We start from the raw sequence: 13712 nt of genomic DNA, 5'->3' as shown, positions 1-13712 counted from the left end.
ATTTATTCCATATAAAAAACTTCCTCCAGTGGAACCGAAACAGGCGAATTATCCGAATTTGATTTCATGATGTCTTTCATATAAGTCCACCACTTTTGTACAATTTCAGTTGCTCCCAAATCCTGCGAACCACTTTCGCCAGTTACCTTCTGAAATGCAAACAAGGTGTTTGTTTCGTCATCAAAAAAAATCGAATATTCGCTTATGCCGGCCTCTTTCAGCAATTGTTTCAGCTCGGGCCAAATTTCAGCGTGTCGTTTTTTATATTCTTCCTTTTGCCCTTCGTTGAGGTACATTTTAAAAGCTATCCGTTCCATTATCCCAGGGCATTTAATTCAGGATATAACCATTTGGCAATTCCTATTACGATAACCGACAACAGAATGGTTCCGATTCCGACAAGAATCATATTGAAAGCCTTCCGTGAAACACTTCTCCACTCTTTCCGGTAAAATCCCCACAAGTTGGCAGTAAGAATAATGGTTGCCATGTGCAGTGTCCACGAACTGGCGCCGTTGCCAATTTTCGTTTCGCCCATTCCGTAAAAAAAGAACTGAAGAAACCAGGTGGTTCCTGCCAAGGCACAGAAAAGATAGTTACGCAGCAATGGTGTTTTTTTGTTGACAAAATCGCTGCCGGTTTTATTTTTTAAGATCAGCGCAAGCGACCACAATAAGTTGGTTGTTAAACCACCCCACAAAATCACAAAAAATATAATGTTGTTTTCGAAGAGATATTTAAATCCGTTGCCATTTTCTGTTATAAAAGAATAGTTCTGCTCCACAGCCATCGACCGGGCCACTTCTGCCATTTCTTTTCCGGTATCGATTCCGAAACTAAAAAATGCACTTAAAACACCCGAAATAACGGCTATAATAAGTCCTTTTGCCAGTTTAAATTCTTCGTTAACACCTTCCTTATTCCCTGCCAAATCGCGGTCTTTCATAATTCCGGCGCGTCCGCTCAAAATAATTCCAACTACCAAAATAACAATACCCAGTAACACAATTCTACCGCCGGTACTACCAAAAAGGTCGGAGAAAGAAAGTCCTGCGGGGAGCAAATCGGCAACTCCCGGAATATTACGCAAAATAGGTAAGCCCAGCGACCCAACCACTGAAGTTATTCCTAACAATACGGAATTACCCAGCGACATACCCAGATAGCGAATGGCCAAACCATAGGTTAATCCGCCAATCCCCCAAAGTAATCCCATTATGTAGGTATTGCGGATAACACTTCCTTCGGCTGATTGAAGAATTCCCTGCCAGTCGGGTATCGTAAAAACAACAGCCAGATAAGGCATAATCAGCCACGAGAATATTCCGCCTGTAATCCAGTAGATTTCCCACCGCCATTTATTCACCCAGTTATACGGCATATACCAGCTTCCGGATGCCATACCTCCAAGCGAATGAAAAATAATTCCGAGTAGAGCCTGCATTTTGATTAATTTTTAATTGGTTTATAAAAGTTTTAAGTTCTGTTATGTAAAGACAAGTCAAAAATATTATGCTTTTTCTTGCGCATCAATACAGAAACTGGCAAATAATTTATATTTTTTGGCACAATTTAAATGAACGAGTATTTTAAATATCTAACAACAAGTGAAGAGGATATAAACTGGGGCTTATATTTAAAGGTGGCCGGATATGCCCGAATAAAAGCCAATACACATTACCCAACCAAAGAACATCCGTCGGAATATTATTTTGAATGGAAAAACGGACGGGTTCTTCATGAATTTCAATTGAATTACATAACAGAAGGCACAGGAATATTTGAAAATTCAGCCGGAAAATTCCAGGTAAAGCCGGGAAGTTTGCTCGTTATTTTCCCGGATGAATGGCACCGGTATCGCCCCCTAAAAAAAACAGGCTGGGTAGAAAACTATGTAGGATTTAACGGGAGTGTAGCCAGCCATCTATTAAAACACCCCACATTCTCGGTACGGCAACCGGTTATACAATGTGGCATTCGCGAAGATATTATCGATTCGTATTTAAAAATATTCGACCTGATTGAAAAAGAACACCCCGGCTATCAGCAAATCGCATCAGGAATGGTGGTAAAACTGCTGGGTTACATTATTTCAATTGAAAAACGAAAAGGTTTCTCCGGAAAGCAGATTTCGAAGGTAATTGAAGAAGTACGTTTTTTAATGCGACAAAATGCGGCGCAGGAATTCGACTTAGAGGAATTGGCATGCCGGCACAATGTTGGCTATTCGTATTTTCGTAAAATGTTTAAAAAATACACCGGTGTTTCGCCCGGCCAGTATCATTTGCAACTGCGTATAATACGTGCCAAAGAACTGCTGATTTCTACCGATAAAAGCATTAAGGAGATCAGCCTTGAGCTTGGCTTTCAAACCATTCACTATTTCAGTTTGATATTTAAAAAGAAAGTGGGCATGAATCCTTCGGAATTTCGTAAACGTGTGAATTAATTGCAAAAAAAGCGTTTCAAAAAAAACGGATACTGCCATTCCAGAAGCATGTCTCAAAAAACATGTAAATGTCATTGCTTTTAACCGCCAACCCATCTAAGTTCGCGGAAGCAGCTGAGATTCAAAAAAAATCGGTTATTTTGTGTTTTTTTAAATATTTATACATTGGCTAATAAACATCAACTCAACGTTTCAGAGGTACTCGATCATATTTCTTTAGATTGTGTAATATTTGGTTTTCACGATAATGAACTAAAGGTTTTAATGCTTCGGTTAAAACATACGGATGCCTATGGTTTGCCCGGTGGTTTTTTAAAGCACGAAGAAACATTGGAGCAGGCAGCCGAGCGCACGCTTAAAGAACGAACCGGATTGGACAACATTTTTCTGAAACAGTTTAATGTGTTTAGCGACCCGTACAGGGATAAACCCAAAAAAGACGATCCTGAATTTTTAAAAAATAAACCACCTGAAATTGTAGCATTTTTCAAAAAACGTTTCATATCAGTTGGATTTTATGCCCTGGTTGAATTCTCGAAAGTAAATCCCCAGCCCGATGCACTTTCGGAATCCTGCGAATGGATAAGCCCCTTTGCCGATGTTGAGATGTTTATCGACCATAAGGATATTATCGATAAAGCACTGACAACCTTGCGCATTCAACTAAATCAGCAACCCATTGGATTAAAATTGCTGCCCCGGAAGTTTACCATGCCGCAATTGCAAAAACTTTACGAAACGATATTGGGACGCGAACTCGACCGTAGAAATTTTCAGCGAAAAATATTATCGTATAAAATTCTGAACAAACTGAATGAGCGAAAAACCGGCGGCGCCCATAAAGCACCGTTTTTGTACGAATTTAACCGCGAAAGCTACAAAAAAGCGCTGGAAGATGGATTGAGTGGAATTTGGTAGAAGCTTTTACACAAAATGTTTCCGTACAAAAATTCGGCTTACCAACCACAACAAAGCAAGGAAAAAAACAAATCCAATGGCCGCAAATACTCCTATCGACAGGTTTTGTGTTGCCCGATCGATTGCCTGAAATACCCAGTGCGTTGGAAAAACACCAAACCAATGCACGAACTTTTCGGGAACAAAAAAGGCAGCAAGCGGAATCAACACCAGCATATTAAATGCTTTTACATACACCATTCCCTGCATGCGGTTTTGCACAAGTGAATTTATTGCCAAGGCATAAACCGGCACCACCAGCGCAGCCAGAAACGAAATAAGCAGTGCTGATGCCGTCGAAATATCGCAAATTGTTTGAACAAATAATAAAATCAGGTTCAAAACAACAGTAAACAGGTACGGAAGCAAAAAACGGGAAAACACATATTCCATCTTGCTTAACGGAACAACTCCATAAACTTTTGCCACATCCGACTCTTTTTCGTCTATCAAAACCATGGTATTTATAAAGCAAAACATTTGGGTGTTTTCGATAACGCCAACCACCAAAAACAACGACAGGTACGGAAACAAAAAATCGTATTTTTCGATTAAAGGAGGCACGCCCCAAATAATAAGCACAAACAGAATTACGGGCAACACCAAAAACGATCTCAGCGACGGATCGCGAAAAATCAGCTTAAAATCAGTAAAAGCCAGTTTTAATAACTTTTTCATCTCCGGTGTTTTATTGATGAACAATTTTTCGTGAAAAGCGGCGAAATGCAAGCCAGTAAAAAAACGGAATAAACACCACAATTGATGCGATTGCAAATGCAAAATTAATTGCTGTGCCGCTTACCGAATAATCAATCAGATCGAGACTTCCCTGAATGGGAAAAATGTATTTCACCAATCCCATTTCAACAACATTTAAATATTGAAGAAGTGGCAGGTTTACAAATATCAGAAAAACAGGAATTGAGGTCATGGCAAATTTTAAGAACTCGTTGGAAAATGTAAGCATATACAAGCCCAACAACGAAGAAAGAACACAGATGGAAAGCGAACCAATTGCATACCAGGCGATATTAAAGTGAAATCCTTTTACGGAAAATGCCAACCCCAACGAACACACCATCCCGATTAACGAGACCGAAATAACTTTCGACAAAAACAGATGATGCAGGTTAAACGGCGTTACAAAAATGGCCTGCAAAATCCGGTGTTTCATCTCGATGTAAATGGCCAGTGCAATAAAAAAGTAACCAATTACCGACGGATCGTTCAGCACAAGAGCAATCAGCAATTTATCCAAACTGCCAATGTCTCTTAAGAAATATAATAGAAGGCCATATACCAATGTTACAGCAAAACTGATTGTTATAATGCTGTTCTTTTGCAGCAAAATAAACTGCCATTTTAGTTGCGAGCCAAAACTATTCATCACCCAACGATTTTCCGGTTACACGAATAAAAACCTCTTCCAAAGTAGCTTCCAGCGTATGAATGCGTTTTACCTCATCCTGCTTTATAAAGTCCAGAAATTTCGGATTTACACCAAGGTCTTTCAGCGGAAACTCTTCCGACTGCCCGTTTTTCAGCTCAACGGTTACCGCTTCTTTACCGTAAATACTCTTCAGGTTGCGAGGAGTGTCGGTAAGCACCAACTTCCCATCTACAATAAACGACACACGATCGCAAATACCATCGGCGGTTTCCATACTATGCGTAGTTACAAAAATGGTTTTACCCCGGTTTTTCAAATCCAGAATATGCTGTTTTATTTTACGTGCATTCACCGGATCGAGGCCGGTGGTTGGCTCATCGAAAAACAAAATATCAGGATCGTGTTGTATGGCCCGGATAAAATTCAGGCGCATTTTCATGCCTTTCGAATAGGTTTCAACCGGCTTGTCCATGGCATCTTGCAAATCAACCATTTCAAACAGCTGTGCATTGTTTTGTTTTTCACCACTTGGGTAGAAAGCCGCAAACAACTCCAGGTTTTCTTTCCCCGTTAACTTCAGGTAATGGTTGGGCAACTCAAAACCAACGCCGATTCGTTCAAAATACGAATTGTTCCATTCCGAAAGATTTTTCCCATCAATATTCACCTGTCCTTTGTAGCCTTCCAGAATTTTGTACAGAACTTTTTGCGCGGTACTTTTCCCGGCTCCCGATGGCCCGAGAAAACCAAAAATGTCGCCTTTGGCAATCGAAAAATCAAGCCCCTTTAACGTTGGTTCATCATTTCCGGGGTATTGAAACACCAAATTTTCAACCTGTATCATTCGTTTAGTTTTTATCAAAAGCCCGTCTGGCCAGCTTTATATAATCAGCAACCACTTGCATTAAATCGTTCTTTTTCCCAAAATAAACCGGCTGCAGCTTTTCAATACTTTCCTTGGGGTGAATTATTCCTGTCACTTCCAGTTGCTCCTGAATACTTACGCCCAGTTTATACAAAAAAAATCCCTGTGTATTTATCGGAATATCAGAACGGAATAAACCTTTTTCCACTTCATATTCCACCATATTTTCAAAAGCTGCCACCACCTGCGAAAGCAATTCGTTATACAAATGTTTTATGGAAGGCGAATTAAGATTTTGGGTTAGGTTATGCAAAAAATGGCTGTGCAAGGGATTCTCGTCATCGAAACGAAATCCGTGTTCGTACAAAGCTGAAAAGAAAGCCCAAAAGTCGGGGTAATTTTCGCGTTTAACGGCTTCGGTGTACTTTATTTTAACAGCCACCGATTCGTTTACCAGATACATAAACAAATCGAGTTTATCATTGAAATATTGGTAAACGCTGCCTTTGGCAATTCCCAACCTTTTTACCACCATCGAAATGGAAGCTTCGTCGTAGGTTTTCACCGCAAACTCCCTCAAAAAAGCATCGGTAATCTGCTTTTTCTTTTCCTCCTTCAGCTTTATAAATGTTTCTTTTGGCATAATTATGACTGCTCAGTCACAAATGTAAAAATAATAAAATGACTGAGTGGTCATATATATTATAAATGGATCATGTTTTACAACAACCTCTCGTCTTTGTACAGACAATTAAAGACCCTGAATCAAGTTCAGGTTGACGCCAGAACAAACACAGTAAATAAATTGAAACGTCATGCTGAACTCGATTCAGCATCTCTCCCCTACTTAAATTAATATAGAAATCGTACTAATGAAAAACATTCAGGATTGAAGCTTTTTCAGCACTGCATCTTTATAACTGCGACTTACCGGAATTTGCTTTTTACCAACTTCAATGATTTCGGCAGTAAACGAGCTAATTGCCCTTACGGCCACAATAAACGAGCGGTGTACCCGCAAAAAATCGTGCTGTGGTAATTTGGCTTCAATGCTCGAGATGGTTTCGCGTGTTACAATGGTTTTATCCCTTAAATGAATTTTTATGTAATCGGCCAGGCTTTCGATATACAGGATCTCCGGGAAATTTATTTTAATCATTTTGCGGTCGGAGCGAACAAATATCGACTCACTTTTTTCGGGCTCAATTCGTACAGGTTCATCAAAATCTACCTGCTGATTTTCGCTCAGGTATTTATTAATACTTTGCATCAGCCGGCCAAACGAAATGGGTTTCAGCAAATAGTCCACGGCCTGCAAATCAAAACCGTCAACCGCATACTCGCGATAGGCTGTGGTAAAAATTACTTTCACCGAATTGTTAATGGATTTGGCAAACGACAGCCCCGAAATCTCCGGCATATTTATATCAAGAAAAATCAGGTCAACCGACTGGTTGCTGATCACATTAAAAGCCTCGATAGCATTTTTACACAACGCAACAATTTCAACCGTTTCAATTTTCCGGAGGTGGCTCTTCAGAATTTCACGTGCCATGGGCTCATCGTCAACTATTATGCAAGGTATTTTTTTACTCATCTTTCCGGTTCGATTGTTCGTTTTTTGCCAGGTCGCAAATAACTAGTTTCGCGCGATACCAGTTCTCTTTTATCTCGTGTGTTAATTCATAATTTCGCGGATAATTCAAATCCAGCCGTTTTCTGATATTCAGCAATCCCAGCCCGCCATTTTTGTGTGCGTTATCCTCATTAATAAACGAATTTGCAATTTCAAATTCCAGGCAGTCATTGTCAACCTGCACCTCAATTTTAATTTGCAAAAATCCATCCACTAAGTTACCATGTTTAAAGGCATTTTCAACAAAGGGAATCAGTAACATTGGCGCCACCTGAATTTCCTCCTTCACTTCCGACGACTGAAAATCTACTTTCAAGGTGTCTTGAAAACGCACTTTCTCCAGCTCAATGTATTCCTGAATATGAAGCACTTCTTCTTTCAAACTTACCAGCGGTTTATTTACCTGGTACAATATATAATCGAGCAAATTCGAGAGTTTCAGAATAATATCGGGCGTTTGTTTCGACTGTTTCAAGGCAAAACCGTAAATGGTATTTAAAGTATTAAACAAAAAATGCGGATGAATCTGGCGCTTCAAATAAAGCAACTCCTGCTCCTTTAACTGAAGTTGCGTTTCCAGAATTTTGTTCTGCAATTCCTTATTTGCTGTAGCGGTTTTAAAACTCTGGTTTAATATGCTTACAAAACTAATTACACCAACAACGATAATAACCAGCAGCAAAACAAAGAAGAAATTTTTGCTCATTGGCGGCATCTCGTTCAGGTTGAATTTAAGTACCAAAATCAGGCAGGTATAAATAAGCAAAGAGATAACGTATGAAATATAAACGAAGGTATAAAAGCTGTACAGTGCGAATTTCCAATAACGTTTGGCCAGCAAATACCGCGGAATTAGGCGGTAATTTACAAAATAGGTAACGCCAATGGTTAAGGGCAATAACCCGCTCGAAAACCACAGTGCATAATCCACTTTATCCGAATTATAGCTAAAAAAATAGAAAAAGAAAAACCACACCGCCACCCAAAACAGCGAATGAAAAAGGATCGTTTTAAAATTTATTTTCTTCCAAAAGTTCATTAATACAATACTACTTAATTTTCGTGAACCGGCATTTTTTTAGCGACGAATTACGGGTTTTCATCGTTTTGTTGCATTTACAACATTCCGTTTTCGGTTTATAAGATTAATTTTGAAAAAACGCGCATAGAATGTTCCATCTGTCGCAATAAAATAAATGCCATCATTTTCTGACGTACATTTGATTAGTATTTATTTAAAACTAAAATTATGAATGCAATTATCGACAAACTTAACGAAGGCGGTCCTGCTTTTACCTACATTATTTTACTGACATTTTTTGTACTTATCGGGCTGTTTGTACGCGGAATATTAATGAAAGGAGAAAAATACAAAACCATTGAATTAATGAAGCAAATAAGCTGGTTTGCAGTTGCCTGGGGATTTTTGGGGCGCGTTTTCGGACTTATTATGATCTTCGATAAAGTTCAGGCAATGGGCGATGTAGCGCCAAGTGTTTTTGCTGACGGACTAAAAATAGCATTGATTGCTCCTTTGTGCGGCATTCTGGTATTTGCTTTAACACGACTGGGAATTGTTGTGCTTATCAGTATGCAAAAGAACTTTCAGCCACACGAAAACAATTAAACAATACTGTCATTCCATTGCTTTGTGCACTTTGCGGTTTGGTCCGCTTAGCGCATAATTTCAACACTTACCCCTGTTTTTTGTTGCTTAATTATAACGCAACCAAATGATGCACTAAATGAAACCAATCGAAAATATTGATGATGTTATTCTTGCACTGAATTCCATTATTGAAGAGTCTTTGAGAACCGGAAGTACGCTGGGTTATTTTGCCGTACTCTACCAAAAGGTAACGATTAAGGTAAAAGAGGAAATCCAGAATAATTATTTTGATGACGGCCCGCGAATGGAAAAGCTTGATGTTGTTTTTGCCAAACGCTACATCGATGCGTATTTTGCCGGGAAGAATAACCCGGTAACTCACTCATGGAACATTGCCTTTACTGAAGCCAAAAACAATAACCATCTGGTGGTTCAACACCTTTTACTGGGAATGAACGCACACATTAACCTTGATCTTGGCATTGCGGCCGCTGAAATTTCAAACAACACTAACATTGTTGAACTGGAAGATGATTTTAAACGGATAAACGAGATTTTGGCATCGATGGTAGATGAAGTGCAAAACGGGCTCTCTTCCATTTGGCCTTTTCTCCGAAAGTTGCTTTTGTGGCTGGGTCAGGCCGATAATTTTCTGGTAGATTTTAGTATGAAAATTGCGCGGGATGGTGCCTGGAACTTTGCCAAAGAAATTGTTGCTGTTGACAAAAACGACTGGCCCGAAACGATTAAAGTCAGAGACAAAAAAGTTGCTGATAAAACCCGGCTGATAACCGATCCCGGGAAAGTTCTCAACTTCTTGTTCCAAATTATTCGATGGACCGAACGTGGCACGGTTGCCGATAAAATTCAAAAATTAAGGCGATAAAATTTGGCTTCAACGCCTTAATTTGTTCAGCATACTTTGTGAAACTTTGAGCGATCTTTGCGCAACTTCGTGGTTAAATTTCTAACCACAAAGTACACGAAGTGGGTCACAAAGTTTCTCAAAGGATTTTAGCCTTCTATTTTAAGCTTCACAATTGCCAGAATTGCAGCCTCTTTTTCTTTTGCCGCTTTTAGTAAGTTCTCAGCTGTTTCCAAAGCCTTTTCCAGAAAATCTGCATCAGCAAAACCAGCTGCATTAATTTTTACATTCAGGTAGGCACCATGAACAGCTGTTCGTGCACACAAGGCTCCTACCCCGGCATCGGAAACCGAATTCGGATTACCAACTTCTGCCATCGCCTGCATTACTTCCAATGAATCGTGCGCCAGTTGCATTACTTTTAGTGGCACTTCAATGGCATTTTTTGTAGCATCGTGAATGGCTTGTTTGCGCTCGGCTTTTTCCTGATCGCTGGATTTTGGCAATCCAAAAGCGGCCATAATTTTATTAAATGCATCGGTATCTTCATCCACACAATTCAGCAAGGCGCTGTGGTAATATTTGCCTTTTTCAGCCCAATCAGAGAATTCTTCCCAACGCTCGTCCCAACCACGTTTATGTGCCGAAAGATTGGCCACCATCGCTCCCAAAGCGCCACCTAAAGCACCAACATAAGCCGAAATGGAACCACCTCCCGGAGCCGGCGATTCCGAAGCTGTTTCATCTTTAAACTGTGTTAAAGTCATATCAACCAGCTTTTTCACTGATTTATCTTCGATCACATATTCAATGATTTTCTTTTTCGGATCAAAAGGTGCCAGTTCATCCAGCCCCAATGATTTGATGGCAATCTTTATAAGCTCTTCATCCGAAATACCGGTTGAACGTTCTTGTTTGCGCAGGAAATATTTTCCGGCGTCCAGCATCGCCTGTAATGGAATCAAACCCACCAACTCCGAACCTGTAACACGAATTCCACGTTCGGTTGCTTTTTTGCAGGTTTCATCAAAAGCCACATATACCGGTGTAACGGTTATGTCGGTTAGGTTAATGGAGATTTGAGCCACACCATATTCTTCGATGTACCAGCCAATGGCGCGGGTCTTTTTCAGGCTGCCCGGAATACGAACCGGCTCACCATTTTCATCGGTTACAATTTTTCCGGTAATGGGGTTTCCCTCGCGTTTTACACGTCCGGCTTCGCGAATATCAAAAGCAATAGCATTGGCACGGCGTGTTGATGTTGTATTCAGATTGATATTGTAAGCTACCAAAAAGTTGCGGGCCCCAATAGCTGTTGCACCACTTCCGGCAACTCTGTCGTTCCATTCATTGGGGCCAAAATCAGGTTTCCATTTTTCTGTTGTGATGCGCTCTTTCAAGGCTTCGTATTCGCCTGAACGGCAATTGGCCAAACTGCGGCGTTCTTCTTTAAAAGCGGCAAACTCGTAGCTAAACACCGGAATTCCGAGTTCTTCGCCAACACGCTGCCCCAGTTTTCGTGCATATTCTATGGCTTCATCCATGCTTACGTTAGCCACCGGCACCAGCGGACAAACATCGGTGGCACCAAAACGGGGATGCTCTCCTTTGTGCTGTCGCATATCGATTAACTCGGCAGCGCGTTTTATTCCACGGAATGCAGCTTCAATCACATCATCGGGCGTACCTACAAAAGTGACTACAGTACGGTTGGTTGCTTTTCCGGGATCGACATCCAGCAAACTAATATCGGCCACACTTTCAATGGCATTGGTAATTTCCTTGATTATACTCATATCACGCCCTTCAGAGAAGTTGGGAACGCATTCGATTATTTTTTTCATTTTGTTTCGGTTTATTTCTGTCATTTCGAACACAGTGAGAAATCTCTTCGTTTTGCAACAGATTTCTCCTCGCCTACTCGTCGAAATGACAATTTATGCGAATGTATAAATAGCAAAAGATTTAGCTTATGATTTTTTGCAGTGATTAATTCCACTTCAACAGATTCATTAATCTATTAATAAAATCAATCTGTTTTCCCCTAATCCCAAAAGGCAATTTAGCTGCCCTTTCAGGGCGACCAAAAACATCAATCGTTGGCCCCAAGGCGTCGCCTTGGGCTGAATTAACAAAGGCTTACAGCCTTAACCTAATTACATTGCTCTTCAAAGCGGTAAAAATCCATAAAATCTGATATAAAGATAATCTGTAAAAGTAGAATTAAAAACAATCACGCTGAGTGGTGTCGAAGCCTAAAAGTTTTGAACCTCGCCGTTAATGATAACCGTTTCTATCAGGTTTGAACCGTAGGCATACGGCAGATATTCAATTCCCGGTATTTCAGTGGTAATAAACAGATTCGCAATTTTTCCGCGGGCAATACTTCCGTAGCTTTCGCTAATTCCCATGGCATAGGCTGTATTTAGTGTGGTGGCGTTAATCACTTCTTCGGGCAACATTTTAAAGTTAATGCAGCCCATTGCCGAAATCAGGCTCATGTTTCCGCTGGGCGACGAACCGGGGTTAAAATCGGATGCCAGCGCTACCGGCAAACCGGCTTCAATCATTTCGCGCACCGGCGACAATTTCATATTCAGAAAGAAAGCAGCTCCCGGCAAAACAGTCGGCATCGTTTCCGAATCTATGAGCGCGGCAATTTCATCTTCGCCCACATATTCCAGGTGATCGACCGAAAGTGCGTTGTATTTCACCCCGGCCTGGATACCGCCGGTTAATCCCAGTTCGTTCGCGTGAATTTTTGGCCGCAAGCCATATTTTAATCCGGCCATAAGAATACGTTCAGTATCCTCTACCGAGAAAAAGCCCTGATCGCAAAACACATCAATAAAATCGGCCAGTTCTTCGGCAGCAACCTGCGGAATCATTTCGTTGATGATGATATCGACATATTCCGATGGATTATTTTTATACCCCAGCGGAATAGCGTGAGCCCCCAGAAAATTCGCACGCACACAAATGGGCGAAGTGCGTTTAATCTGTTGAATTACACGCAACATTTTCAATTCGTCTTCGGTATTCAGGCCGTACCCGCTTTTTATTTCCACGGCTCCGGTTCCCATTTTTACAATCTCCCAAAGGCGCTCCATGGCACTTTCATACAGTTCTTCTTCCGAGGTTTCGTGCAGCAGTTTTGCCGAATTTAAAATACCACCACCCCGGCGGGCAATCTCTTCGTACGACAGGCCTTTTATCCGGTCCACAAATTCCTTTTCGCGCGGTGCTGCATAAACCAGGTGCGTATGCGAATCGCAAAAACTGGGGTAAACCAATCGGTTCGAGCAATCAATCTCAATCAGCAGGTCATCATCCAAATATTTGTCTTTTAGCTGGTCCATCGGCCCAAAATCCTCAATCACTTCATCGCGGATAATCAGAAAAGCATTTTTTATGGTATTCACCTTTGCCATTTCTTTTCCGGCCCTGAACAAAACGGGTTGATCCTCCACCTGAACCAGCTCTTTTATATTTTCAAGTAATAATTTCATTCTGCTGCTGTTTACTGTTTGTTTTAAAAAGGTACAAAAATGCAGGCATAAATCAACCTTTTACCAGCCGTTTTTGAAATGATGGAAATCAGCAAAACCAAATTAAAGTTTAAAATAATAGAACCGTAGTTGGTAAATTTGCCAATGGAAATAGTGAAATAACGACGAGTTTAATTACTTCATCAAATAGGGCTGGAAAACGATTTCCGATAACTTTCCGGAAGAAGCTTCCAGTTTAATGGAAAATCAGATTTATTTGAAAGTTGTGGATCTATAAAATACTCAGCAGATCGAGTAGGAGGAAAATAAAATAGTTTTCCTCCTACTTTATTTTCCGACCTCTCACACCACCGTACGTACGGTTCTCGTATACGGCGGTTCCTTAATTAACAACTTCTTACCTTACGATAACAATCCGAAAAGAAAACG

General features: G+C 40.6%; 14 protein-coding genes. 4 read left to right on the top strand and 10 right to left on the bottom strand.

What is annotated here, in order from left to right:
- Nucleotides 1-2 precede the first annotated feature (2 nt).
- Nucleotides 3-317: an L-rhamnose mutarotase gene (gene rhaM / locus BMW53_RS07270; protein WP_038554436.1), complete on the bottom strand. Its 315-nt coding sequence runs from the start codon at nucleotides 315-317 to the stop codon at nucleotides 3-5.
- Nucleotides 317-1444 (bottom strand): L-rhamnose/proton symporter RhaT, encoded by a 1128-nt coding sequence (locus tag BMW53_RS07265; RefSeq protein ID WP_074780414.1) that lies wholly within the window; start codon nucleotides 1442-1444, stop codon nucleotides 317-319. The genes rhaM and BMW53_RS07265 overlap by 1 nt, the downstream gene beginning before the upstream one ends.
- Before the next feature lie 132 nt (nucleotides 1445-1576).
- Here BMW53_RS07265 and BMW53_RS07260 point away from each other — a divergent pair, with 132 nt between their 5' ends.
- Complete coding sequence (locus tag BMW53_RS07260; RefSeq protein ID WP_038554439.1) at nucleotides 1577-2449, top strand: AraC family transcriptional regulator; 873 nt, start codon at nucleotides 1577-1579, stop codon at nucleotides 2447-2449.
- Between the two features lie 165 nt (nucleotides 2450-2614).
- Complete coding sequence (locus tag BMW53_RS07255) at nucleotides 2615-3367, top strand: NUDIX hydrolase (RefSeq protein WP_038554442.1); 753 nt, start codon at nucleotides 2615-2617, stop codon at nucleotides 3365-3367.
- A gap of 6 nt (nucleotides 3368-3373) precedes the next feature.
- Here BMW53_RS07255 and BMW53_RS07250 read toward each other — a convergent pair whose 3' ends face one another.
- The 6 genes from BMW53_RS07250 to BMW53_RS07225 all read right to left on the bottom strand — a co-directional run bounded on the left by BMW53_RS07250 (nucleotide 3374) and on the right by BMW53_RS07225 (nucleotide 8336).
- Nucleotides 3374-4084, bottom strand: a complete 711-nt coding sequence (locus BMW53_RS07250; RefSeq protein ID WP_038554445.1) for an Rv2686c family ABC transporter permease subunit — start codon at nucleotides 4082-4084, stop codon at nucleotides 3374-3376.
- 10 nt (nucleotides 4085-4094) lie between these two features.
- On the bottom strand, nucleotides 4095-4793 hold the full coding sequence (locus tag BMW53_RS07245; protein ID WP_038554448.1) for a fluoroquinolone export ABC transporter permease subunit: 699 nt from the start codon (nucleotides 4791-4793) through the stop codon (nucleotides 4095-4097).
- Nucleotides 4786-5640 carry an ABC transporter ATP-binding protein gene (locus tag BMW53_RS07240; RefSeq protein WP_038554451.1) on the bottom strand — a complete coding sequence of 285 codons (855 nt, stop codon included), beginning with the start codon at nucleotides 5638-5640 and terminating at the stop codon, nucleotides 4786-4788. Before BMW53_RS07240 ends, BMW53_RS07245 begins: the two co-directional genes overlap by 8 nt.
- A gap of 4 nt (nucleotides 5641-5644) precedes the next feature.
- Complete coding sequence (locus BMW53_RS07235; protein WP_051567511.1) at nucleotides 5645-6304, bottom strand: TetR/AcrR family transcriptional regulator; 660 nt, start codon at nucleotides 6302-6304, stop codon at nucleotides 5645-5647.
- Between the two features lie 240 nt (nucleotides 6305-6544).
- Nucleotides 6545-7258 (bottom strand): LytR/AlgR family response regulator transcription factor, encoded by a 714-nt coding sequence (locus BMW53_RS07230; protein ID WP_038554453.1) that lies wholly within the window; start codon nucleotides 7256-7258, stop codon nucleotides 6545-6547.
- Nucleotides 7251-8336 carry a sensor histidine kinase gene (locus BMW53_RS07225; RefSeq protein ID WP_038554456.1) on the bottom strand — a complete coding sequence of 362 codons (1086 nt, stop codon included), beginning with the start codon at nucleotides 8334-8336 and terminating at the stop codon, nucleotides 7251-7253. Before BMW53_RS07225 ends, BMW53_RS07230 begins: the two co-directional genes overlap by 8 nt.
- 210 nt (nucleotides 8337-8546) lie before the next feature.
- On the opposite strand from BMW53_RS07225, the gene BMW53_RS07220 reads away from it, so the two are divergent.
- Together BMW53_RS07220 and BMW53_RS07215 are read left to right on the top strand one after the other, a co-directional pair.
- On the top strand, nucleotides 8547-8924 hold the full coding sequence (locus BMW53_RS07220) for a MotA/TolQ/ExbB proton channel family protein (protein WP_038554459.1): 378 nt from the start codon (nucleotides 8547-8549) through the stop codon (nucleotides 8922-8924).
- Between the two features lie 118 nt (nucleotides 8925-9042).
- Nucleotides 9043-9792 carry a DUF5995 family protein gene (locus BMW53_RS07215; protein ID WP_038554462.1) on the top strand — a complete coding sequence of 250 codons (750 nt, stop codon included), beginning with the start codon at nucleotides 9043-9045 and terminating at the stop codon, nucleotides 9790-9792.
- 128 nt (nucleotides 9793-9920) lie between these two features.
- Here the strand turns inward: BMW53_RS07215 and ftcD are convergent, their stop codons facing one another.
- Together ftcD and hutI are read right to left on the bottom strand one after the other, a co-directional pair.
- Complete coding sequence (ftcD, locus tag BMW53_RS07210) at nucleotides 9921-11618, bottom strand: glutamate formimidoyltransferase (protein WP_038563527.1); 1698 nt, start codon at nucleotides 11616-11618, stop codon at nucleotides 9921-9923.
- Nucleotides 11619-12029: 411 nt separating this feature from the next.
- The gene (gene hutI / locus BMW53_RS07205; RefSeq protein WP_038554465.1) at nucleotides 12030-13283 is read right to left on the bottom strand and encodes an imidazolonepropionase; all 1254 of its coding nucleotides are present in this window, start codon (nucleotides 13281-13283) and stop codon (nucleotides 12030-12032) included.
- Nucleotides 13284-13712: the final 429 nt, after the last annotated feature.

This window comes from Draconibacterium orientale (genome assembly GCF_900111425.1).
GTDB classification, from domain to species: Bacteria; Bacteroidota; Bacteroidia; order Bacteroidales; family Prolixibacteraceae; genus Draconibacterium; species Draconibacterium orientale.
This window is presented reverse-complemented; position numbering and strand designations above follow the sequence as displayed.